The 22,116-nt window shown below is 43.1% G+C and carries 23 protein-coding genes and 1 riboswitch; of the genes, 6 read left to right on the top strand and 17 right to left on the bottom strand.

From position 1 onward, the window contains the following. Positions 1 to 8 precede the first annotated feature (8 nt). The 11 genes from fabZ to HWX15_RS03245 form a co-directional block, all read right to left on the bottom strand. On the bottom strand, positions 9 to 431 hold the full coding sequence (fabZ, locus tag HWX15_RS03195) for a 3-hydroxyacyl-ACP dehydratase FabZ (RefSeq protein WP_175880256.1): 423 nt from the start codon (positions 429 to 431) through the stop codon (positions 9 to 11). Further along, on the bottom strand, positions 428 to 913 hold the full coding sequence (accB, locus tag HWX15_RS03200) for an acetyl-CoA carboxylase biotin carboxyl carrier protein (RefSeq protein WP_175880257.1): 486 nt from the start codon (positions 911 to 913) through the stop codon (positions 428 to 430). Before accB ends, fabZ begins: the two co-directional genes overlap by 4 nt. A gap of 2 nt (positions 914 to 915) precedes the next feature. Beyond that, positions 916 to 2,151: a beta-ketoacyl-ACP synthase II gene (fabF, locus tag HWX15_RS03205; RefSeq protein ID WP_175880258.1), complete on the bottom strand. Its 1,236-nt coding sequence runs from the start codon at positions 2,149 to 2,151 to the stop codon at positions 916 to 918. Positions 2,152 to 2,172: 21 nt separating this feature from the next. Further along, positions 2,173 to 2,904 carry a 3-oxoacyl-[acyl-carrier-protein] reductase gene (gene fabG / locus HWX15_RS03210; protein WP_175880259.1) on the bottom strand — a complete coding sequence of 244 codons (732 nt, stop codon included), beginning with the start codon at positions 2,902 to 2,904 and terminating at the stop codon, positions 2,173 to 2,175. A 40-nt stretch (positions 2,905 to 2,944) separates the two neighbouring features. Further along, complete coding sequence (gene fabD / locus HWX15_RS03215; protein WP_175880260.1) at positions 2,945 to 3,868, bottom strand: ACP S-malonyltransferase; 924 nt, start codon at positions 3,866 to 3,868, stop codon at positions 2,945 to 2,947. Beyond that, the gene (fabK, locus tag HWX15_RS03220; RefSeq protein WP_175880261.1) at positions 3,861 to 4,835 is read right to left on the bottom strand and encodes an enoyl-[acyl-carrier-protein] reductase FabK; all 975 of its coding nucleotides are present in this window, start codon (positions 4,833 to 4,835) and stop codon (positions 3,861 to 3,863) included. The genes fabD and fabK overlap by 8 nt, the downstream gene beginning before the upstream one ends. 117 nt (positions 4,836 to 4,952) lie before the next feature. Beyond that, positions 4,953 to 5,177, bottom strand: a complete 225-nt coding sequence (locus HWX15_RS03225; protein ID WP_000257838.1) for an acyl carrier protein — start codon at positions 5,175 to 5,177, stop codon at positions 4,953 to 4,955. Positions 5,178 to 5,234: 57 nt separating this feature from the next. Then, positions 5,235 to 6,209, bottom strand: a complete 975-nt coding sequence (locus tag HWX15_RS03230) for a beta-ketoacyl-ACP synthase III (protein ID WP_175880262.1) — start codon at positions 6,207 to 6,209, stop codon at positions 5,235 to 5,237. Next, the gene (gene fabT / locus HWX15_RS03235) at positions 6,209 to 6,643 is read right to left on the bottom strand and encodes a fatty acid biosynthesis transcriptional regulator FabT (protein WP_175880263.1); all 435 of its coding nucleotides are present in this window, start codon (positions 6,641 to 6,643) and stop codon (positions 6,209 to 6,211) included. Before fabT ends, HWX15_RS03230 begins: the two co-directional genes overlap by 1 nt. A gap of 93 nt (positions 6,644 to 6,736) precedes the next feature. Beyond that, positions 6,737 to 7,522, bottom strand: a complete 786-nt coding sequence (locus HWX15_RS03240) for an enoyl-CoA hydratase (protein ID WP_175880264.1) — start codon at positions 7,520 to 7,522, stop codon at positions 6,737 to 6,739. Further along, positions 7,497 to 7,742, bottom strand: a complete 246-nt coding sequence (locus HWX15_RS03245) for a hypothetical protein (RefSeq protein WP_173254662.1) — start codon at positions 7,740 to 7,742, stop codon at positions 7,497 to 7,499. Before HWX15_RS03245 ends, HWX15_RS03240 begins: the two co-directional genes overlap by 26 nt. 187 nt (positions 7,743 to 7,929) lie before the next feature. On the opposite strand from HWX15_RS03245, the gene HWX15_RS03250 reads away from it, so the two are divergent. The 3 genes from HWX15_RS03250 (at position 7,930) to serS (ending at position 11,156) form a co-directional block, all read left to right on the top strand. Then, positions 7,930 to 9,294: an aspartate kinase gene (locus tag HWX15_RS03250; RefSeq protein ID WP_119919960.1), complete on the top strand. Its 1,365-nt coding sequence runs from the start codon at positions 7,930 to 7,932 to the stop codon at positions 9,292 to 9,294. Positions 9,295 to 9,296: 2 nt separating this feature from the next. Further along, a complete protein-coding gene (locus HWX15_RS03255) occupies positions 9,297 to 9,668 on the top strand; it encodes a DUF956 family protein (RefSeq protein ID WP_000079350.1) in 372 nt (123 codons plus the stop codon). A 213-nt stretch (positions 9,669 to 9,881) separates the two neighbouring features. After that, complete coding sequence (serS, locus tag HWX15_RS03260; protein ID WP_175880265.1) at positions 9,882 to 11,156, top strand: serine--tRNA ligase; 1,275 nt, start codon at positions 9,882 to 9,884, stop codon at positions 11,154 to 11,156. Between the two features lie 24 nt (positions 11,157 to 11,180). On the opposite strand, the gene HWX15_RS03265 is transcribed toward serS, so the two are convergent. The 6 genes from HWX15_RS03265 to zapA form a co-directional block, all read right to left on the bottom strand. After that, entirely contained in the window at positions 11,181 to 12,080 is a 900-nt protein-coding gene (locus HWX15_RS03265; RefSeq protein WP_175880266.1) for a TDT family transporter, read from the bottom strand. A 108-nt stretch (positions 12,081 to 12,188) separates the two neighbouring features. After that, on the bottom strand, positions 12,189 to 12,737 hold the full coding sequence (locus tag HWX15_RS03270) for a carboxymuconolactone decarboxylase family protein (protein ID WP_175880267.1): 549 nt from the start codon (positions 12,735 to 12,737) through the stop codon (positions 12,189 to 12,191). A gap of 216 nt (positions 12,738 to 12,953) precedes the next feature. Continuing rightward, the gene (locus HWX15_RS03275; RefSeq protein WP_175880268.1) at positions 12,954 to 14,276 is read right to left on the bottom strand and encodes an alanine/glycine:cation symporter family protein; all 1,323 of its coding nucleotides are present in this window, start codon (positions 14,274 to 14,276) and stop codon (positions 12,954 to 12,956) included. A gap of 90 nt (positions 14,277 to 14,366) precedes the next feature. Beyond that, a riboswitch (glycine riboswitch) is annotated at positions 14,367 to 14,455 on the bottom strand. A gap of 163 nt (positions 14,456 to 14,618) precedes the next feature. Then, positions 14,619 to 16,955 (bottom strand): endonuclease MutS2, encoded by a 2,337-nt coding sequence (locus HWX15_RS03280; RefSeq protein WP_173214203.1) that lies wholly within the window; start codon positions 16,953 to 16,955, stop codon positions 14,619 to 14,621. A 198-nt stretch (positions 16,956 to 17,153) separates the two neighbouring features. Beyond that, positions 17,154 to 17,702: a CvpA family protein gene (locus HWX15_RS03285; RefSeq protein ID WP_000624509.1), complete on the bottom strand. Its 549-nt coding sequence runs from the start codon at positions 17,700 to 17,702 to the stop codon at positions 17,154 to 17,156. Continuing rightward, complete coding sequence (zapA, locus tag HWX15_RS03290; RefSeq protein WP_000002019.1) at positions 17,699 to 18,001, bottom strand: cell division protein ZapA; 303 nt, start codon at positions 17,999 to 18,001, stop codon at positions 17,699 to 17,701. The genes HWX15_RS03285 and zapA overlap by 4 nt, the downstream gene beginning before the upstream one ends. An 86-nt stretch (positions 18,002 to 18,087) precedes the next feature. Here zapA and rnhC point away from each other — a divergent pair, with 86 nt between their 5' ends. From rnhC to recD2, 3 genes are all read left to right on the top strand, one after another. Further along, on the top strand, positions 18,088 to 18,969 hold the full coding sequence (gene rnhC, locus HWX15_RS03295; protein ID WP_175880269.1) for a ribonuclease HIII: 882 nt from the start codon (positions 18,088 to 18,090) through the stop codon (positions 18,967 to 18,969). A gap of 3 nt (positions 18,970 to 18,972) precedes the next feature. Continuing rightward, positions 18,973 to 19,587 (top strand): signal peptidase I, encoded by a 615-nt coding sequence (gene lepB, locus HWX15_RS03300; RefSeq protein ID WP_175880270.1) that lies wholly within the window; start codon positions 18,973 to 18,975, stop codon positions 19,585 to 19,587. A gap of 128 nt (positions 19,588 to 19,715) precedes the next feature. After that, a complete protein-coding gene (recD2, locus tag HWX15_RS03305) occupies positions 19,716 to 22,082 on the top strand; it encodes an SF1B family DNA helicase RecD2 (protein WP_175880271.1) in 2,367 nt (788 codons plus the stop codon). Positions 22,083 to 22,116: the final 34 nt, after the last annotated feature.

A 22,116-nucleotide genomic window follows, 5' to 3' on the forward strand; every position in this document is an offset into this window, starting at 1 on the left:
GAACCTCCTTAGTTCCCAATTGCAAAGGTAAGAGTACCACTGGCTGCAAGCTTGCCATCCACTTCAGCCTTTGCTTCAACCACGGCAATGGTACCACGGCGTTTTACAAACGTTGCCGTCATAACTAATTGGTCACCTGGTACAACTTGCTTCTTGAATTTAACCTTGTCCATACCAGCGTAAAAGACCAGTTTCCCCTTATTTTCAGGTTTTGACAACTCCAAGACACCAGCTGTTTGCGCCAAGGCTTCCATGATCAGAACACCTGGCATAACTGGATATTGAGGAAAATGGCCGTTAAAGAAGGGCTCATTGATGGTCACATTTTTGATGGCAACAATGGTGTCATCGCTCACTTCCAATACACGGTCTACTAGGAGCATAGGATAACGGTGGGGAAGGGCTTCTTTGATTCCTTGAATATCGATCATTTGATACGTACCAATCCTTTACCAAATTCAACCATTTCTTCGTTAGAAACGAGAATTTCTGTTACCACACCATCCTTAGGTGCTGGGATTTCATTCATGACTTTCATGGCTTCGATGATGACCAGTGTTTGACCCTTTTTAACAGTATCACCAACTGTAACGAAGGCAGGTTTATCTGGGCCAGCAGCCAAGTAAGCCACTCCAACAAGTGGGCTCTCTACAAGATCTCCCTCAGCAGCCACACTTGCTTCAATTGGAGTTGGAACCTCTTCCACTACAGTTTCTGTTGAAGCAGATGAAGGAGCTACTGGACTTGGTGTTGCTAGAACGGGCGCTGGAGCGACTTGAGCTGCAACTTCAGATACCAGTCTCGCTTCATTCTTGCTAAACTGCAACTCATCCGTCCCATTTTTATAAGAAAATTCTCTCAAACTTGACTGGTCAAATTGGGCCATCAAGTCTTTAATATCGTTTAAATTCATACTTATTTATTCTCCCAACGTTTGAAAGCAAGAACTGCATTGTGGCCACCAAAACCAAAAGTATTTGAAATAGCGTATGGAATTTCTTGCTCCAAGCCTTGTCCATAAACGACATTGGCTTCGATATAGTCTGATACTTCACTTGTTCCAGCTGTCATTGGTACAAAGTTATGACGCATAGCTTCGATTGTGACGATAGCTTCTACCGCACCTGCAGCACCCAGCAAATGTCCTGTGAAAGACTTAGTTGATGATACAGGCACTTCCTTACCAAGAACAGCTACGATAGCACCACTTTCTCCTTTTTCATTAGCAGGAGTTGACGTTCCGTGAGCATTGACATAGGCTACTTGCTCTGGAGAAATCTCAGCTTCTTCCAAGGCTAGTTTGATGGCCTTGATAGCTCCCTGACCTTCTGGATGTGGAGAAGTCATATGGTAGGCATCACAGGTATTTCCGTAACCAACCACTTCAGCCAGGATAGTAGCCCCACGTTTTTCAGCGTGTTCCAGACTTTCAAGAACCAACATCCCTGAACCTTCACCCATAACAAACCCATTGCGATCCTTATCAAATGGGATGGAAGCACGAGTTGGATCTTCTGTAGTTGAGAGAGCCGTCAGGGCTTGGAAACCAGCAATAGCAAAAGGTGTGATAGAGGCTTCTGAACCACCTACCAACATAACATCTTGAAAGCCAAACTTAATTGAGCGGAAGGCATCCCCAATCGCGTCATTTGATGAAGCACAGGCAGTATTGATGGATTTACAAACACCGTTTGCTCCAAAACGCATGGCAACATTTCCTGAAGCCATATTTGGCAAGGCTTTTGGAAGGGTCAATGGTTTCACACGTTTTGGTCCTTTTTCGTTGAGACGAAGCACTTGATCTTCAATTTCCTTGATTCCACCAATACCAGAGGCCACGATAACACCAAAACGATCCTTGTCAAGAGCCTCTACATCCAGATTAGCATGGTTGACAGCTTCTTGGGCTGCATACAAGGCATATAAAGAATAGTTATCGAAACGATTGGTATCTTTCTTTACAAAGTATTTATCAAAAGGAAAATCTTGGATTTCTGCCGCATTATGCACATCAAAGTCACTATGATCAAATTTCGTAATTTGACCAATTCCGATTTTTCCAGTTGTCAAACTATTCCAAAATTCTTCTGGTGTATTTCCGATTGGAGATGTCACTCCATAACCTGTTACTACTACGCGATTTAGTTTCATCTTTTTTACCTCTAGCTTCTGCTACATACTGAGGCCGCCATCAATGGCAACCACTTGACCAGTTAGATAATCTTGGCCTGCTAAAAATACTGTCAAATCTGCAACCTGTTCTGCCTGCCCAAATTCTTTCATAGGAATTTGTGCCAGCATAGCATCTTTTACCTTGTCTGATAGAACAGCTGTCATATCGGACTCAATCATTCCTGGTGCAATAGCATTAACTCTGACATTGCGATTGGCCACTTCACGCGCCACAGACTTGGTAAAACCAATCAAACCAGCCTTAGAAGCTGCATAGTTAGCTTGACCGATATTTCCCATCAAACCAACAACACTAGACATGTTAATGATAGCACCTTCTCTGGCTTTCATCATCGGTTTCAAGACTGATTGTGTCATGTTAAAGGCACCAGTCAAGTTAACCTTGAGCACTTTTTCAAAATCCGCTTCTGTCATCTTGAGCATCAGGGTATCTTGGGTAATCCCTGCATTGTTGACCAAAACATCTACTGAACCCAGCTCTGCAATAGCTTGATCAACCATACGCTTAGCGTCTGCAAAATCCGACACGTCTCCTGAAATAGGAACCACCTTGACACCGTAGTCTGAAAACTCAGTGAGCAATTCTTCTGAGATAGACCCACGACTGTTTAAGACAATGTTGGCTCCTGCTTGAGCAAACTTGTGGGCGATGGCAAGACCAATTCCACGACTCGAACCTGTAACAAAGATATTTTTATTTTTTAGTTGCATTCTTTTCTCCTGTTTCCTCCTGTATTTATGGGAGAAGGGATTACTTGTTTTCTAGCAAGGCTTCCAAACTAGCCTGATCTTCAACATTGGCTAGTTTAGCTGTCTTATCAATTTTTTTGACAAAGCCTGACAAGACTTTCCCCGGTCCAATCTCGATAAAGTTGGTTACGCCTGCTTCTTGCATAACTGCAATACTTTCATAGAAACGAACTGGCTCCTTGACCTGACGCGTCAAGAGTTGAGCAATGTCTTCTTTTTGCATAACTGCAGCTTCTGTATTGCCGACTAGGGGACAAGTAAAATCTGAAAAACTTACCTGAGCTAGAGTTTCAGCTAGTTTCTGACTAGCAGGCTCAAGGAGAGCGGTATGAAAAGGCCCTGAAACCTTGAGAGGAATCAAGCGTTTAGCACCTGATTCCTGCAAGAGTTCGACAGCTCGATCAACTGCAACCACTTCTCCACCAATCACGATTTGTGCAGGTGTATTATAGTTGGCTGGAGTAACCACTCCAAGTTCAGAAGCTTTTTGACAGGCTTCTTCAATGACCTCTACTGGCGTATTGAGAACTGCTACCATCTTTCCAGAACCAGCAGGAACTGCTTCTTCCATATAGGCGCCACGCTTAGCGATTAAGGCTACCGCATCTTCAAAATCCAAGGCGCCACTGGCCACCAAGGCAGAATATTCTCCAAGGGACAAACCAGCAACCATATCAGGCTGATAGCTCTTTTCTTGCAATAAACGGTAGATAGCAACCGAAGTCGCTAGAATAGCTGGTTGCGTATAGCGGGTCTGATTGAGTTTTTCTTCTTCTGTATCGATGAGATGACGCAAATCATAACCAAGAACCTGACTGGCTTGATCAATCGTTTCTTTGACAATCGGATACTGATCATAGAGATCCCGTCCCATCCCTAGATACTGGGCACCTTGACCAGCAAATAAAAAGGCTGTTTTAGTCATTTCTTACAACTCCTGCCCAACGAGAGGCTTCTTCTTGTATTTTCTTAGCTGCTCCATAGTACAAATCTTTTAGGATTTCTTCAACGGTTTCTTCTTTGGAAACAAGGCCTGCGATTTGACCTGCCATAACAGAGCCACCATCCACATCACCGTGAACAACTGCTTTGGCTAGGGCACCTGCTCCCATTTGTTCAAAAATTTCCAAATCAGGATTTTCTTGTTTAAAGGCATCTTTTTCAGCTTTTTCAAAATCACGAGTCAACTGATTTTTAATTGCACGAACAGCATGTCCAAAGTGTTGAGCTGAAATCGTAGTATCAATATCTCTAGCTTTTAAAATCTTGGCCTTGTAATTTGGATGGGCATTAGACTCTTTTGCAACGACAAAACGAGTTCCAACCTGAACAGCCTCTGCACCTAGCATAAAGCCAGCCGCAGCACCTTCACCATCCGCAATCCCTCCTGCCGCAATAACAGGGATAGATACAGCTGCCGACACTTGACGCACCAAGGTCATGGTTGTTAATTTACCGATATGTCCCCCAGCTTCCATTCCTTCTGCAATAACAGCGTCCGCACCAATTTTTTCCATGCGTTTAGCTAGGGCAACGCTTGGTACAACAGGAATAACTGTAATCCCCGCTTCATGGAAACGTTCCATGTATTTACCAGGATTTCCTGCACCTGTTGTCACTACCTTAACACCTTCCTCGATAACGAGGTCTACAATATCTTCCACAAAAGGAGACAAGAGCATGATGTTGACACCGAAGGGTTTATCCGTCAACGATTTGATCTTGTCAATATTGGCCTTGACGACTTCTTTCGGTGCATTCCCACCACCGATAATGCCTAGTCCTCCAGCCTTGGAAACAGCTCCTGCCAAATCACCATCAGCAACCCAAGCCATTCCTCCTTGGAAAATAGGATACTCAATGTTCAATAATTCTGTAATACGCGTTTTCATAGTGCCTCCATCGTTTCTTGCTTACGTAATAGTTCGATACCGTCATAATTTGACAATCAAACTATTGCCTAAACAAGAGGGAGCGGGTTCCCCTACTCCTTCTATCTTATATTCTGCTTATTTTGTTTGCTCTTCAACGTAGGCAACCAAGTCACCAACTGTTTTCAAGTCATCTTCTGCTTCGATCTGGATATCAAAAGCATCTTCGATTTCTGAGATTACTTGGAACAAGTCCAATGAATCTGCGTCCAAATCATCAAAAGTTGATTCAAGTGTTACTTCTGATGCGTCTTTTCCAAGTTCTTCAACGATAATTTCTTGTACTTTTTCAAATACTGCCATGATAGGACTCCTTTAAAATAAATAGTTTTTATAACAATGTGTTCACCACATGATTACCTAAATTGTAAGAATGAGCGTGCCCCAGGTCAAGCCTCCACCGAAGCCGGATAGAAGAACAGTCTGGCTACCATCTAAATGGATGAGACCTTGTTCTACACACTCTGAAAGTAAAATCGGGATACTGGCTGCACTGGTATTGCCATATTCCATCATATTGGCTGGAAGTTTATCTCGGTCGACACCAATTTTTCTAGCCATTTTATCCAAAATACGGTCATTAGCCTGATGAAGTAGCAGATAATCCAAGTCTGTCGCCTCTATAGGAGATTCATCAATAGTCTGCTTGATAGACTTGGCTACATCCCGAATGGCAAAATCAAAGACTGCGCGTCCATCCATCTTCAAAAATGAATCTACACTTTCTTGATCTGAAAATGGTGAATGTAGACCTGAGTGTCCATAGGTCAGACACTCGCTGCGACTTCCATCACTATTGAGACTCTCCGCTAGGAAATGTTGCTTATCGCTAGCTTCTAACAAGACGCCACCAGCACCATCTCCAAACAAAACAGCTGTTGATCGGTCCGACCAATCGACTGCTTTAGAGAGGGTTTCACTACCAATCACCAAGCCTTTTTGAAAGCGACCAGAAGCGATAAACTTTTCAGCAGTTGAAAGAGCAAATACAAATCCACTGCAAGCAGCTGTTAGGTCAAAAGCAAAAGCTTTTTTTGCACCAATATTAGCTTGAACACGAGCAGCTGTAGAGGGCATCATCGAATCTGGAGTAATGGTAGCTAGGATGATAAAATCCAACTCCTCCCCTGTGATTCCTGCTTTTGTCATCAGTTTCTTAGCAACCTCTGTAGCCAAATCACTGGTAGATTCTGTTCTTGAAATATGCCTTTGTCGTATTCCCGTCCGACTTGAAATCCACTCATCATTGGTATCCATAATCTGAGCCAAGTCGTGATTTGTAACCACTTGCTCTGGCACATAATGAGCAACCTGGCTTATTTTTGCAAAAGCCATTATTTCAAATCCTCCAAAAATTGATAAAGATTGGTCAAACCTTTGCTCATAACATCAATTTCTTCCTTACTCATACCATCAATGATTTTTTCAACCATGGCCTTGTGGAAGCGTTTATGCAGCCTATGAATCAAGCGACCCTTCTTTGTCAAATGTAGATGCACCACACGACGATCCTGCTCTGAGCGAATGCGTTCAATGTAACCCTTGCGTTCGAGATTATTCAAACTAGTCGTAACTGTCCCAAGAGTCACCATCAACTCTTTTGACACTTGACTTGGTGTCACGTCTGGGAATTTCCCAATCACATCAATCGTATGCATTTCTTTGATGGAGATATCCTTGAAACGACTACCTCTCAAGCTCACTTCCTCAATGACAAGGACATTGTTAAATATAGATGTTAAATATTCATTAATTCGTTGGTAGTCCAATCTTTCTTTCCCTCCTTCTCAAAAAAACTTTTACAATCAAAACATTTGACAAGAGAATTATATCAAAGTTCAAAGAATGATGCAAGTATTTTTTTATTTTCCTGTAAATTTAGGCCGTCTTCTCTCCGAATGAGCTCGCACTCCTTCTTTGAAATCCTCTGTTTGAGCTAAGGATTCCTGTAAGTTCAGTTCTAAAGTAGCGTAATCCTGCCAGTCTTTAAATTGGCTCTCCCAAACCAACTTCTTAATGGCTGCATAGGAATTACTTGAACCACGTCTTAATTTTTTAAGAAGCTGTTCTCTCGTCTTTTCAAGTTTATCAACTTCAGAAACGCGGTAAACTAGTCCCCATTCTAGGGCTTTTTCTGCGTTCAAAGCCTCACCTGTCATAGCTAGTTGGGCAGCACGCGTCACACCGATACTACGGCTCAAGAGATCAATCCCACCAGCATCTGGAGCCAAGCCAACGCCAACAAAGGCTTGAATAAACTTAGCCTTATCCGTCGCCAAACAGAAATCTGCCGCAACAGCCATATTCGCTGCGGCACCTGCAACAGCACCGTCAACTTCCATTAAAACAGGTTTGGCTATTTGCTTGATTTTATAAGAAATAGCATTGACCAACTCTGCGATTTTTGTCAATGATGGAATATCATCCTCATCCACTGCCCGCTTCATCTCTACCAAATCTCCTCCAACTGAAAAGACTTTGCCATTGGCATTGATTAAGATAAAATGCACAGCTGAATTTTCTTCTGCCAGAGTCAAGGCTTCTAAAATTTCTTCACACATAGGAATATGAAAGCCATTTGCAACTTCAGGACGGTTCAAGGTAAGGATTGCCAAGTCCTCTTCAAGCTGATAAATAATGTGTTCCATTAGGACTCCTTTTTATTTTTATAAGCAGTTTATACTCTTCGAAAATCTCTTCAAACCACGTCAGCTTCGCCTTGCCGTAGGTATGGTTACTGACTTCGTCAGTTCTATCCACAACCTCAAAACAGTGTTTTGAGCTGACTTCATCAGTCTTATTTACAACCTCAAAGCAGTGCTTTGAGCAGTCTGCGGCTAGCTTCCTAGTTTGCCCTTTGATTTTCATTGAAAATTAAATTATTTTATTTTCAAAATATATCTTTTTTAGGAACAGAAAGCAAGAAAAAATTGACTGAAAGTGTCTCAGCCGATTAGAAAGCATCGTTTTAGGCTAGAAAGCATCTTATTTTCTTCATTGAAAAAAGGCTTTCTTTCTGCTATAATCGTATAAAATACTTACTTTAGGAGTTCTTATGAAAGTTGTTAAATTTGGAGGTAGCTCTCTTGCCTCTGCTAGTCAATTAGAAAAAGTTTTAAACATCGTTAAAAGCGATCCAGAGCGTCGTTTTGTAGTCGTTTCTGCGCCTGGTAAACGCAATGCTGAAGATACTAAGGTTACGGATGCCTTGATTAAATACTACCGCGACTATGTTGCTGGTAACGATATTAGCAAGAGCCAAAACTGGATTATCGACCGCTATGCTGCGATGGTTAGTGAACTAGGTCTTAAACCAGCTGTGCTAGAAAAAATTTCCAAAAGCATTCGTGCCTTAGCCACTCTTCCTATCGAAGAAAATGAATTTCTCTACGATACTTTCCTAGCAGCCGGTGAAAATAACAATGCTAAATTGATTGCTGCCTACTTTAATCAAAACGGGATTGATGCACGCTATGTGCACCCTAGAGAAGCTGGTATTGTGGTCACAAGTGAGCCTGGTCACGCTCGCATCATTCCATCAAGTTATGACAAGATTGAAGAATTGACAAATACAAATGAAGTCCTTGTCATTCCTGGTTTCTTTGGAGTTACCAAGGAAAATCAAATCTGTACCTTCTCACGTGGAGGATCAGACATTACAGGTTCTATCATTGCTGCCGGTGTTAAGGCAGACCTCTATGAAAACTTTACAGACGTTGATGGTATCTTTGCAGCCCACCCTGGTATTATTCACCAACCACACTCAATCCCTGAGTTAACCTACCGTGAAATGCGTGAGTTGGCCTATGCAGGATTCTCAGTCCTTCATGACGAAGCGCTTCTTCCTGCCTACCGTGGAAAAATTCCTCTGGTTATCAAGAATACCAACAACCCTGACCATCCAGGTACTCGTATCGTTCTAAAACACAGTAGTGATGAATTTCCAGTTGTGGGAATTGCTGGTGACTCAGGCTTTGTCAGCATTAATATGTCGAAATACCTCATGAACCGTGAGGTTGGATTTGGTCGCAAGGTTCTGCAAATCCTTGAAGATCTTAACATCGGTTGGGAACATATGCCAACAGGCATCGACGATCTTTCAATCATCCTTCGTTCTCGTGAACTAACTCCTATCAAGGAAGAAGAAATCCTTCGTCAGTTGGTTCAAAAGGCTGAAGTAGATCATGCAGAAATCGAACACGACCTTTCAATCATTATGATTGTTGGTGAAAAGATGAAGAGTCATATCGGAGTAACTGCTACTGCAACACGCGCTCTATCTGAAAACAAGATCAATATCCAGATGATGTCTCAAGGTTCTAGTGAAGTTTCTATCATGTTTGTTGTCAATAAAGACCAAGAGAAAGCAGCAATCAAAGCCCTCTACAATGCCTTTTTCGGTGAAAGTAAGGAAGACTAACCATGGCCCAATCTCTTAACAAAACAGTGCTTCTCAATACAACAGGTACCTCCTACCTCTCTATAGCTGGGAAAGTTGGGAAATTTCTTGTCGGAGATCAGGCTCTGGAATTTTACCCAGATGTCAATGTCGAACAATTTATCCAGATTCCTTGGAGCCATATCAACCAGATTGGAGCCAATGTCACTGGTCGCAAAATCAGTCGCCACTTCGAAGTCTTTACAGACAGAGGAAAATTCCTCTTTGCTTCAAAAGACTCAGGTGCCATTCTTAAAATTGCTCGCGAAAAACTGGGCAATGACAAGGTCGTCAAACTTCCTACCCTGATTCAGACAATTAGCCAAAAATTTAAAAATCTATTTGCAAAAAAGTAGAAACTTTAGTATAATCATAGCAACGGATAAGTAGGTTATCTTCTTCTTTCAGAAAGTCTGCGGGTGCTGCGAGCAGATAGGAGGGATAGGTGAAATTCTACCGTTAGTAACAATTACATACACAATCAAGTGCACACCTGTGAAGTTGGATGGAACCGTGGCCCTGCCACTCCAACGCTTTGTCAGGTGTGCTTTTTTCATAAAGGAGTTCTTATGTTAGATATCAAACGTATTCGTACAGACTTTGATGCTGTCGCAGAAAAATTGGCTACACGTGGTGTAGATGCTGCTGTCTTGAATGAGATGAAAGAAATCGATGCCAAACGTCGTGACATCTTGGTCAAGGTTGAAACTCTCAAAGCAGAACGAAACACAGTTTCTGCTGAGATTGCCCAAGCCAAACGCAACAAGGAAAATGCAGATGACAAGATTGCTGCCATGCAAACTCTATCTGCTGAAGTCAAAGCCTTGGATGCTGAATTGGCAGAAATCGATGCTAAATTGACAGAATTTACTACTACTCTTCCAAACATCCCAGCTGACAGCGTTCCTGTTGGGGCTGACGAAGATGACAATGTGGAAGTTCGCCGTTGGGGTACTCCACGCGAGTTCGATTTCGAGCCTAAAGCTCACTGGGATCTTGGTGAAGACCTTGGTATCCTTGATTGGGAACGCGGTGGTAAGGTAACAGGCGCTCGCTTCCTCTTCTATAAAGGCCTCGGCGCTCGTTTGGAACGTGCCATCTACAACTTTATGTTGGATGAACATGGAAAAGAAGGCTATACAGAAGTTATCACACCTTACATGGTTAACCACGATTCTATGTTTGGGACTGGTCAATATCCAAAATTCAAGGAAGATACTTTTGAATTGAAAGACACTAATTATGTCCTTATTCCTACAGCTGAAGTGCCTTTGACAAACTATTACCGCGATGAAATCCTTGACGGTAAAGACCTGCCAATCTACTTCACTGCTATGAGCCCATCATTCCGTTCTGAAGCTGGTTCAGCTGGCCGTGATACTCGTGGCTTGATTCGTTTGCACCAATTCCACAAGGTTGAAATGGTTAAATTTGCCAAACCAGAAGAATCTTACGAAGAATTGGAAAAAATGACAGCCAACGCTGAAAACATTCTTCAAAAACTTAACCTTCCATACCGTGTCGTTGCTCTCTCTACTGGAGATATGGGCTTCTCAGCTGCTAAAACTTACGACTTGGAAGTGTGGATTCCAGCCCAAAATACTTACCGTGAAATCTCAAGCTGTTCAAACACAGAAGATTTCCAAGCCCGTCGTGCCCAAATCCGTTACCGTGATGAAGCAGATGGCAAGGTGAAATTGCTTCACACCTTGAACGGTTCTGGACTTGCAGTTGGACGTACAGTGGCTGCTATTCTTGAAAACTACCAAAATGAAGATGGTTCTGTGACCATCCCAGAAGTTCTTCGTCCATACATGGGTGGAGCTGAAGTCATCAAACCATAAAAAATAAGGTTTAGCTATTTCTAGCTAGACCTTTTTTCGTAACCAAATCAAATAAGCACCTAATACAAAGAGCAAAATGATTAGGCAAATAACAGTTTCAACCACTACCAAATAATCCAAAAATGGAAGTTTCAAGAGTCCCTGAGCCATCTTGAGCGAGGTAGCTGTGATAATGGTTGGGAAGGTGAGGGCTGAGAAGGCTGGTTGAAAACCTTGTTTTAAAATGTTGGGCAAGCGACTCAAAACAAAGAAAAAGAAGGATTGAGAAGCCAAAATCATAACGATTAAGAGCCAAGTTGGTAGACTCTCTCCTCCAACTCGAACTAGAGAAGCCAAGAGTAGAGAGAAGGGAGCGCAATAGATTCCTTCTTGTCCAAGCAAGGCTAGTGGGAGTGGATGTTTCTTTAAATCGCTATAAATAAGGGGATAGAGATAGAAGGTCAAGAGAAAACCAAAACTCAAGGTCGCATAGGCAATTTCGATGATACCTACCAGAGGATAGGTCAAGGCAGCCACCGCTATCCCCACATAGAGAACCGTCCAGCTAGGAGTCGCATGAACCCTACGACCTGGACAGGCAAACTTGATGGTGAAATCAGCAATCAAGGCCAAGTCCAAGAGAAATGAAAACCACCAGAGCCCTTGCGCTACCAAAGGAAGATGAGGGAATACGCGAAAGACATAAGTTGATAAAATCATCCCAGCCATGGGAAAGGTTGCCATCCCTGATAAAAGAGGGGGCTTGGTCAATTCTTGCTTGGTTTCCTTCCAATTAAAGAGATGAAGAATCAGAAAGTAAATCCACAAAATCAAACCTGTCAGACTCAACAGATGGGACAGAACCGGCAACGTATCTAAAACGAGATTCCCAGCTCCTGCTAAACCTAGCAAACAACCAGAAAATACTAAGGGGAGTTTTTTCATCCTAACCTCCAATAATCATGTTAGTTTCAGTATAGCATAAAAGCGCTTAAATGAGGGGATAAAAAATGAAGTCCGATTATTTCAGACTTCATTTTACTCAGATATGAATTAGGCATAAGGTTGCAATTCTGGGTTAATTGGGGTATTAGCTAGATTATTGGCATAGTTACAGAGGCTCGCTAGGCTGACACCAAGAACCACATCCAAGGCATTTTGTTGGGTGTAGCCGGCTTCTAAAAATTCAGATAGGGCTTCATCTCCTACACGACCCTTGGTATTGATAACCGCCAAGGTAAACTTAGCTAGGGTGTCCAATTTAGGATCTGTTTCAATTGGAGTACGATTGCGAAGGGCTTGTAGAAGGTCATCGTTCATCTGGATTTGTTTAATTGAAAAGGCTGTATGACCTGCGACACAGAAGGCACAACCATTTGTCACGGCTGCCGTGATTTGAACCACTTCACGCTCAACGGGTGTCAGGCTGTTGCGACGATTGATAGATGCGACAGTTCGGTAGGCTTCTAAAGCAGTCGGTGCATTAGCCAAGAGACCGATTAGGTTGGGAATATAGCCATTGTTATCTTTTTCTACTGTTTCAAGAACTTCTTTCACTTCTGCTGGTGCTGATTCTACTGTATGGATGGTAAATGTTGTCATAAGATACCTCTTTTCTTGTTATTGACACTAATATTATTGGAAAATCTTATAAAATCCTGATTCCTAAGTTTATCTAAGATAAAGCTTTATTCTCTCATAAGATTTTCGTTGTATATTAGTTTATCACACTTCCAATCACTTGCATAATATATATTATATATCAGCTTGATAAAAATCATTTATAGGCAAAAAAATCACACGAGCTGTGTGATTTCATTATTTGTCAAAATACTTTTTAGTCTCAACAATAACGACTGGCGACAAGACTAAGAGGGCAATCAAGTTTGGCAGAGCCATCAAGGCATTAACAATATCTGCGATAATCCAGACCATATCCAACTCGATAAATCCTCCCAACAAGACCATGAGCACAAAGATCACACGGTAGAGCCAGATAAAACGAACCCCAAAGAGAAACTCGAAACAGCGTTCTCCGTAATAGTTCCAACCTAGAATCGTCGTGAAGGCAAAGAGTACAAGGAAGATGGTCAGGAGGGCAGGCCCAAAGTGTGAAAAGACTGTTGAGAAAGCTGACTGAGTCAAGGCAACCCCATTCAAGTCACCACTCCAAACACCAGTTACCAAGATGGTCAAACCAGTCAGAGTACAGATAATGAGGGTGTCAATAAAGGTTCCTGTCATGGAAATCAAACCTTGCTCTACTGGTTCATTTGTCTTAGCCGCAGCCGCTGCAATAGGAGCAGAACCCAGACCAGATTCATTTGAGAACACACCACGCGCCACACCATTTTGAATAGCCATCCGAACGCTAGCACCAGCAAATCCACTTACCGCAGCAAGGGGACTAAAAGCTGAGGTAAAGACTAAAGCGATTGTGGCAGGGATTTTCCCAATATTAAAGAAAATAACTGTAAGAGTTCCTAAAATATAAATGATAGCCATAAAAGGAACAACAGTAGTTGAAACCTTTGAAATGGACTTGAGTCCGCCAAAGACTGCAATCGCTACAAAAACAGATAAGACGAGAGCTGTGATGGCTGGTGAAATCGTCGTTGTATTTTGGATAGATTCTGTAATCGAGTTGACTTGGGTGAAGGTTCCGATTCCCAAGAGAGCAACCAGTACTCCTGCTACTGCAAACAAAACAGCAAGTGGTCGCCACTTTTCTCCCATTCCTAGAAGAATATAGTGCATGGGACCTCCCGCTACTTCACCATGGTCGTCCTTGGTACGGTATTTGATGGCCAAGAGTCCTTCCGCATACTTGGTAGCCATTCCAAAGAAAGCCGCCATCCACATCCAAAAGAGGGCTCCTGGTCCACCAACCTTGATAGCCGTCGCAACTCCTATAATATTCCCTGTTCCAACGGTTGATGCCAAGGCTGTACACAGAGCTGCAAAACTGGATACATCACCATGTCCCTTATCCTGGATAAAAATAAGCTGAAAGGCCTTGGGCAGACGCAAAACCTGCAAGAGCCCTAGCCGAATAGTTAGGTAAATCCCTGTTCCGACCAATAAAATCAAGAGGGGCGGTCCCCAAGCAAAAGCATCGATTGATTTAAGCAATTCTAACATTTCCTTCTCCTATCTTTTCAACCCCAAAAGAAAGAGCACATGCAAGATACATGTACTCTGGAATGCTTAGATAAATGCTAAAAAGCGGTCTATCCTAGCTCTGTCCTTTTACCTGAGAGTTTGAGCAGTTGCCTGCCTTGCCCCTTCGGTGCCTTTACGGTCTCTCCAGAGTTCCGTCCATTTACAGTCATGGAAAATCAAACGATTCCCCACTTCTATTAAACTTCATTCGGTGTTGGTATTTAATTGATTCTTATTTTACAAAAAATGTTGGCTTTTGTCAATGTGTTTATTAGTAAAAATTAGTTCAACAGTTTTTACTTTATAAAGTCCAGAATACTGCTATCCTTTAAAGGTCACAATAGTCGCACCACTGCCTCCAGCATTTTGTGGGGCATAGCCGAAACTCTTGACATGCTTGTTTCTTTGTAGATATTTAGTGACTCCTTCACGGATGACACCAGTTCCGATACCATGGATGATATCAACTTGAGCCATATTGTTAAGCAAGGCTTGGTCGATAAAGGCATCTAGCTCATTCATGGCTTCTTCATAGCGCTTGCCTCGAAGATCCAGTCTGGCTTGTGGACCACGACCAGAAGTTCGTTTCACAACATTGACCTGTTTCTTCTTGACTTGCTTTTCTTGCTGGGCTTGAACAAGGTCAAACTCTTTCTCTTCCAAGGTCATCTTAATCAAGCCAACTTGGGCTTCCCAGCGGCCGTCCTTGAGTTGACTGGTCAAGGTACCACGCTGGCCATAACTGAGAACAACGATATCATCTCCCACCTTTGGAGCACGTTTTTTCTTGGCCTTTTGAAGAACCTTATTTTTTGACAAGTCCACTTTTTCAGGAGCCAATTTTTTCAACTTGGCCTTGGCTTCAATGATTTCATGGGGTTTGAGTTGAGATTTACTATGAAGATTCTTAAGAATCTGGTCACTTTCACTGAGAGCCATGTCCACAATCTCAGCAGCCTGTTCACGCGCCTTATTAAGCTCGGTTTCCTTTTCACGATTGAGCTCGTTGTAGAGTTTTTTGAGAGCACGGTTCATCTTGAGATTTTCTTGCTCCACCTCACGGATATTATCCAAGCGTTTGCGGCTCTCTAGCGTCTGCTCTTCCAGTTGCTCAATAATCCGGTTGACATCATTGTCCTGATCGACCTGCTGACTGGCATCTCCTACGATAACTTCAGATAGGCCTAGACGTTTGGCAATCTCAAAGGCATTGCTTCGGCCAGGAACACCCTGCATAAAGCGATAGGTTGGGCGAAGAGTTGCAGTATCAAACTCCATGCTGGCATTTTGCACAAAGGCTGTCTCAATACCGTAGGCCTTGAGTTCTGGATAGTGGGTGGTCGCCATGGTCTTGACCTGACGCAGGCGAAGGTCCTCCAGAATAGCCATGGCAAGGGCAGCTCCCTCTTGGGGATCTGTACCAGCCCCCAACTCATCCAAGAGTAAGAGTGAATGTTGGTTAACCTTGCCAAGAATATCCACGATATTGGTCATGTGACTAGAGAAGGTAGACAAGCTCTGCTCAATAGACTGCTCATCTCCAATATCGGCAAAGATTTCTTCAAAAATACCAACACGACTTCCCTTGTCTGCTAAAATCGGCAAACCAGACTGGGCCATCACCTGTGTCAAGCCGAGGGTTTTGAGCATGATGGTCTTTCCGCCTGTATTGGGACCTGTAATAACAATGGCTGTTAAATCTTGACCAAAATGGACATCATTTGCGACGGCATTTTTGACCAAAGGATGGCAGACATGGAGCAGTTGAATCTCCTGATTTTCTGATAGCTGAGGTACGACTGCTTGCCTTTCTTGGATAAAGCGGACCTTGGCACGAATCAAGTCCAGATGGCCGATAATCCAAGCATCATTGGCAATCTCAGCCGCATGAGGGCGGACACGCTCCGAGATTTCTTGGAGAATGCGAAGCATTTCATAGCGCTCATCTGCTCGTAAACTGGCAATTTCTTCGCTCAGTTTGACCACCTCACGGGGTTCGATGTAGACGGTATTTCCACTAGCAGAAATATCATGAACGACACCTGCGATCTTATTGCGGTAGGTGTTTTTGACTGGTAAAACCTGACGGCCATTTCTACTGGCAACGATCCCTTCTGTCAACATCTGCGCTTTTTGCTTGAGCAGGTCCTGTAAAACATCGCGTACCTGACTCTCGCTATCATGGATTTTTCTGCGGATGCGCGCCAATTCTTCACTGGCAAAATTTTCAATGAAACCTGCATCATTAAAGGCTTGGAGATTTCCTTGTAATTGCGGAAAATCATGTAATTTCTCAAACCAAAGGGCTAATTCTTCCAAGCTGACATTTTCCAGATTGGCATAAAAACTTTGCAGCTCTCGGCTAGACAGAAGCACGCGCTTCAAGAGTAGGAACTCCTCAATATTGAGGTCTGCTCCCATCTCCAACCGCTTGCAAACTCCTGCAATTTCCTTAGTTGCGAGAATGGTAAAATGCGGTTGCTCAACGAAAAGAGCCTGCATTTCCTTCATCTCAGCAAAAGCCTGTTTGATTTTATCTGCTTTGGCAGTCGGAGCCAGCTGTCTCAATTGCTCCAAGCCCTGCTCGGTCAACAAATGGGGTTCAAACAAAGCCTTGACCTTATTGAACTCTAATGTTTCTAATATTTTCTTATTCATCGTTATTTCCTTGTCTTTGAATGTCTATACTCTTCGAAAATCAAATTCAAACCACGTCAGCGTCGCCTTACCGTACTCAAGTACAGCCTGCGGCTAGCTTCCTAGTTTGCTCTTTGATTTTCATTGAGTATTATGTGTAGTAACTTTTTACATTCAGTCAAATCTGTAAACAAAGGGCTAGGAAATTTCCTGCCCTTTTTATCCGATTAAATTTGTCACCCAGATTTGTTTGAGCCAACTGGTTGTTACTGGTATGCTCTGGATGATATGTTTTGCAACGATACTCTTTTCAAGAGGATTTTGTATAGCTGCCATGGGGATGGTCGCCAAGATGGTCAAGGCCATTTGCAAGACAAATAAGGTCACCAACATGGACAAGATCCCTGCTGAAACTTGGAACAACTTACCACCCAGTTTTTTACTAGGGATCAAGTGTAAGAGGAGACCAAGCAAACGACCGATGCTATAGACAATCCCAAATACAAGCAAGTAGCCGATACCTGCATAAAAGACCTTATCCAATTGAAAGAGTTGATCCGATGGGAAAAAGAAAGTTCCCTGACCTTCCTGCGGATTTGCATAAGGGAGCAATAAATGGAATTGCTCTCCAAGCCCCTTGTAAAACTGGCCAGCCATAAAAGCCGATGCCATGGCTGAAATCAGGTAATAAACTTGTAAGAGCAGACCTCTCCGATAGCCGATATAAAATCCCCAAGCCAAGACCAATAGAAGAAGGAGTGAAATCATAAGGAGTCCTCAATCTTGCTCTGTTCTTGCTTACAAGTTACAAGCTTGTGGCGCAGTTCTTCTAGCTCTTGCTCCTTATCGTCAAATTCAATCTCACGGCTGAGCTGAGTTGATAAACAGTTGACTGCCAACAAAAGAGCGATTGTTTCATCATCTGCGCTAGGCATTTGTTCTTTAATCGCTTGGTATTTTTCTGTCGCAACCTTGGCGATTTCCTCCATAAAAAGGTTATCATGCTCGCTTGTCAAGGTTAATGATTTTTTCCCGAATGTAAATTTGAATCGATTTAGATTTGCCATAAAATTCACCTCACGATATTATACCAAAATTCGCTAATTTTGTCAGTTTTTACAAATTTTCCTGCTTTTATGGTACAATAGAAACTATGGCAAGTATAACACTCACACCAAGCGAAAAGGAGATTCAGGCTTTTCTTGAACACTATCAAACCAGTCTGGCTCCCAGTAAGAATCCCTATATCCGCTACTTTTTGAGACTGCCTCAGGCAACGGCTTCTATCTATACTTCTGGAAAGGTCTTGCTTCAGGGCGAAGGAGCTGAGAAATATGCTAGTTTCTTTGGCTATCAAGTTGTAAAGGAAACCAGCGGACAAAATCTCCCTTTGATTGGGACAGATGAGGTGGGAAATGGTTCCTACTTTGGTGGGCTTGCAGTTGTGGCTTCCTTTGTCACACCTGACCAGCATGACTTCTTGCGAAAACTCGGTGTGGGGGATTCCAAGACACTGACCGACCAAAAGATCCGTCAGATTGCCCCTATTCTCAAAGAAAAAATCCAGCACCAGGCATTGCTTCTCTCACCAAGCAAGTACAACGAGGTCATCGGAGACCGCTACAATGCTGTTTCGGTTAAGGTAGCCCTCCATAACCAGGCTATCTATCTCCTTCTTCAAAAAGGCATTCAGCCTGAGAAAATTGTGATTGATGCCTTTACTAGTGCTAAAAATTATGACAAGTACTTGGCACAAGAGGCCAATCGTTTCAGCAATCCTATCAGCTTAGAAGAAAAGGCTGAGGGCAAATACTTGGCTGTCGCAGTTTCTTCTATCATTGCGCGTGATCTCTTTCTGGAAAATCTTGAAAATCTGGGACGAGAACTGGGTTATCAACTCCCAAGTGGGGCTGGAACGGCTTCTGACAAGGTGGCTAGCCAGATTTTACAAGCCTATGGTATGCAGGGACTTAACTTCTGCGCCAAACTGCACTTTAAAAATACTGAAAAAGCGAAAAAACGCTTAGAAAGGTAAGTTATGAATTCATTTAAAAATTTCTTAAAAGAGTGGGGATTGTTCCTCCTGATTCTGTCATTACTAGCTTTGAGCCGTATCTTTTTTTGGAGTAATGTCCGCGTAGAAGGGCATTCCATGGATCCTACCCTAGCGGATGGCGAAATCCTCTTTGTCGTTAAGCACCTCCCTATTGACCGTTTTGATATCGTGGTGGCCCATGAGGAAGATGGCAATAAGGACATCGTCAAACGTGTTATCGGAATGCCTGGCGACACCATCCGTTACGAGAACGATAAACTTTACATCAATGACAAAGAGACAGATGAACCTTATCTAGCTGACTACATCAAACGTTTCAAGGATGACAAACTCCAAAGCACCTATTCAGGCAAGGGTTTTGAAGGAAATAAAGGAACTTTCTTTAGAAGTATCGCTCAAAAAGCCCAAGCCTTCACAGTTGATGTCAACTACAATACCAACTTCATCTTTACTGTCCCAGAAGGAGAATACCTTCTCCTCGGAGACGACCGCCTGGTTTCTAGTGACAGTCGTCACGTAGGTACTTTTAAAGCAAAAGATATCACAGGGGAAGCTAAATTCCGCTTCTGGCCAATCACCCGTATCGGAACATTTTAAGAAATCGAAGAGGCCGAGAATCAAGAATCTCAGCCTCTTCTTCTATCGTGAGAAGATGATTATTCACTACCCAGTCTAACTAGGATAGAAACAACCCCAGCTCTCACCTATCTATGCAAAGGAATTTTATGGAAGTTTATTTTTCAGGAACCATTGAACGGATTATTTTTGAAAATCCCAGCAATTTTTATCGTATCCTTCTCCTAGAAATCGACGATACAGACGCAGAAAGCTTTGATGATTTTGAAATCATTATCACGGGCACCATGGCTGATGTGATTGAGGGAGAAGACTATACTTTTTGGGGACAAATTGTCCAGCACTCCAAATATGGGGAACAACTGCAAATCAGCCGATATGAACGCGCAAAACCAACTAGCAAGGGCTTGGTCAAGTACTTTTCAAGTAGCCATTTCAAGGGAATTGGTCTCAAGACAGCTCAGAAAATAGTGGACACCTATGGCGACAATACCATTGACGAAATTTTGCAACACCCAGAAAAGTTAGAAGGCATCGCAGGACTATCTGCCAAAAATCGCGAGGCTTTCGTCTCCACTCTCCGTCTCAACTACGGAACCGAGATGGTTTTGGCCAAACTGGCCAACTACGGTATTCCCAATAAATTAGCCTTCCAGATTCAAGACTTTTACAAGGAAGAAACCCTTGATGTGGTTGAAAATTATCCCTACCAACTGGTTGAGGATATTAAGGGTTTGGGATTTACCATTGCTGACCAATTAGCGGAAGAACTAGGCATCGAAAGTCAGGCTCCTGAACGCTTCCGTGCTGGTCTAGTTCACAGTCTTTTTCAGGCCTGTATGGAAACAGGGGATACCTATGTTGAAGCACGGAATTTGCTAGAACAAACCCTTACTCTCCTTGAGTCTTCCCGCCCCGTGGAACTGGACCCCAGCCAAGTAGCCCAAGAACTCTCCTACCTGATCGAAGAAGACAAGGTTCAGCAGATTGATACCAAAATCTTTGATAACAGCCTCTTTTTCGCTGAGGAAGGCATCCGCAGTCACTTGGTTCGTATCCTTGAAAAAGGAAAACAGAAGAGTCAGGATTTAGAAACCATTCAAAAACATATCGCTACTGTCGAAGAAGATCTGGAGATTGAGTATGATAACATTCAAAAACAAGCTATCTGTGATGCTATCCAGAACAAGGTCTTTATTCTGACAGGTGGACCAGGTACTGGTAAGACAACGGTTATCAATGGGATTATCGCTGTTTACGCACTTTTAGAAGGTCTTGACCTCAGGAAAAAAAGCAACCTGCCCATTCTTCTTGCCGCTCCAACTGGTCGAGCTGCTCGGCGCATGAATGAATTGACAGGCTTGCCAAGCGCGACCATACACCGCCACTTGGGAATGACAGGCGACGATGATACCAGTCATTTGGAAGATTATCTGGATGCCGACTTTATTATCGTAGATGAATTCTCCATGGTGGATACTTGGCTGGCCAATCAACTCTTCTCCAACATCTCTTCTAACAGTAAAATCCTCATCGTAGGTGACAGCGACCAGTTGCCTTCTGTCAGTCCTGGACAGGTTCTAGCGGATCTGCTTCATATTCCTTTGATTCCTCAGACTCGCTTGGAAAAAATTTACCGGCAAAGCGAAGAATCAACCATCGTCACCCTAGCTAGTCAGATTCGACAGGGCATCTTACCATCTGATTTTACCCAGAAAAAAGCAGACCGCTCCTACTTTGAAATTGCTAGTGGTCATATTCCAGCTACGATTGAGAAAATCTTAGGTGCCGCCCTCAGAAGTGGTATCCCTGCCCGTGATATTCAGGTTCTGGCTCCCATGTACCGAGGGACAGCAGGGATTGATGCCATCAACCAGCTCATGCAAGACCTGCTCAACCCACCACAAAAAGACCAACTCAGTTTTGAAGCTCCCCAGTGTCACTATCGTAAGGGCGACAAGGTCATTCACTTGGTCAACGATGCTGAAATCAATGTCTTTAATGGAGATTTAGGAGCTATCACAGACCTGATTCCTGGTAAATACACCGAGTCGAAACAAGACGAGATTGTCATTGATTTTGATGGCAACGAGGTCTCTTACCCACGTAACGAATGGTACAAAATTCGCCTGGCCTATGCCATGAGTATCCATAAGTCCCAGGGAAGTGAGTTCCCTGTTGTCATCCTACCGATTACCAGTGCTAGTAGGCGTATGCTGGAGCGCAATCTCATCTATACAGCCATTACACGCGCCAAAAGCAAGCTTATCTTACTAGGCGAATTACAGGCCTTCGATTATGCTACTCAGCACATCGGAACTGCTCGAAAAACCTATCTGATTGAACGCTTCAGTGATTTATTGGAGAATGTTGAAGAAAAGCAACCAGCTGTCTCTGAAACAGCCACATCAAGTACCTCTAAACAATCCTACATCCTAACCGAAGAAAACTGGGACAGCATCCCGGCCATGATTGGGATTACAGACGCAGACCTCAAAGAGATTTTTGGAAAATAATGTATCAGAAAACCCACCTAATCAGGTGGGCTTT

The sequence above is a fragment of the Streptococcus thalassemiae genome (assembly GCF_903645285.1).
GTDB classification, from domain to species: domain Bacteria; phylum Bacillota; class Bacilli; order Lactobacillales; family Streptococcaceae; genus Streptococcus; species Streptococcus thalassemiae.

Excerpts from the sequence above, each read along its gene's own strand:
- fabZ (WP_175880256.1), bottom strand. The coding sequence starts at position 431 with ATGATCGATATTCAAGGAATCAAAGAAGCCCTTCCCCACCGTTATCCT.
- accB (WP_175880257.1), bottom strand. The coding sequence starts at position 913 with ATGAATTTAAACGATATTAAAGACTTGATGGCCCAATTTGACCAGTCA.
- rnhC (WP_175880269.1), top strand. The coding sequence starts at position 18,088 with ATGGCAAGTATAACACTCACACCAAGCGAAAAGGAGATTCAGGCTTTT.
- HWX15_RS03285 (WP_000624509.1), bottom strand. The coding sequence starts at position 17,702 with ATGATTTCACTCCTTCTTCTATTGGTCTTGGCTTGGGGATTTTATATC.
- fabK (WP_175880261.1), bottom strand. The coding sequence starts at position 4,835 with ATGAAAACGCGTATTACAGAATTATTGAACATTGAGTATCCTATTTTC.
- HWX15_RS03255 (WP_000079350.1), top strand. The coding sequence starts at position 9,297 with ATGGCCCAATCTCTTAACAAAACAGTGCTTCTCAATACAACAGGTACC.
- fabF (WP_175880258.1), bottom strand. The coding sequence starts at position 2,151 with ATGAAACTAAATCGCGTAGTAGTAACAGGTTATGGAGTGACATCTCCA.
- HWX15_RS03230 (WP_175880262.1), bottom strand. The coding sequence starts at position 6,209 with ATGGCTTTTGCAAAAATAAGCCAGGTTGCTCATTATGTGCCAGAGCAA.
- HWX15_RS03250 (WP_119919960.1), top strand. The coding sequence starts at position 7,930 with ATGAAAGTTGTTAAATTTGGAGGTAGCTCTCTTGCCTCTGCTAGTCAA.
- HWX15_RS03270 (WP_175880267.1), bottom strand. The coding sequence starts at position 12,737 with ATGACAACATTTACCATCCATACAGTAGAATCAGCACCAGCAGAAGTG.
- recD2 (WP_175880271.1), top strand. The coding sequence starts at position 19,716 with ATGGAAGTTTATTTTTCAGGAACCATTGAACGGATTATTTTTGAAAAT.
- fabG (WP_175880259.1), bottom strand. The coding sequence starts at position 2,904 with ATGCAACTAAAAAATAAAAATATCTTTGTTACAGGTTCGAGTCGTGGA.
- lepB (WP_175880270.1), top strand. The coding sequence starts at position 18,973 with ATGAATTCATTTAAAAATTTCTTAAAAGAGTGGGGATTGTTCCTCCTG.
- HWX15_RS03245 (WP_173254662.1), bottom strand. The coding sequence starts at position 7,742 with ATGAAAATCAAAGGGCAAACTAGGAAGCTAGCCGCAGACTGCTCAAAG.
- zapA (WP_000002019.1), bottom strand. The coding sequence starts at position 18,001 with ATGGCAAATCTAAATCGATTCAAATTTACATTCGGGAAAAAATCATTA.
- fabD (WP_175880260.1), bottom strand. The coding sequence starts at position 3,868 with ATGACTAAAACAGCCTTTTTATTTGCTGGTCAAGGTGCCCAGTATCTA.
- serS (WP_175880265.1), top strand. The coding sequence starts at position 9,882 with ATGTTAGATATCAAACGTATTCGTACAGACTTTGATGCTGTCGCAGAA.
- HWX15_RS03240 (WP_175880264.1), bottom strand. The coding sequence starts at position 7,522 with ATGGAACACATTATTTATCAGCTTGAAGAGGACTTGGCAATCCTTACC.
- HWX15_RS03265 (WP_175880266.1), bottom strand. The coding sequence starts at position 12,080 with ATGAAAAAACTCCCCTTAGTATTTTCTGGTTGTTTGCTAGGTTTAGCA.
- HWX15_RS03225 (WP_000257838.1), bottom strand. The coding sequence starts at position 5,177 with ATGGCAGTATTTGAAAAAGTACAAGAAATTATCGTTGAAGAACTTGGA.
- HWX15_RS03275 (WP_175880268.1), bottom strand. The coding sequence starts at position 14,276 with ATGTTAGAATTGCTTAAATCAATCGATGCTTTTGCTTGGGGACCGCCC.
- HWX15_RS03280 (WP_173214203.1), bottom strand. The coding sequence starts at position 16,955 with ATGAATAAGAAAATATTAGAAACATTAGAGTTCAATAAGGTCAAGGCT.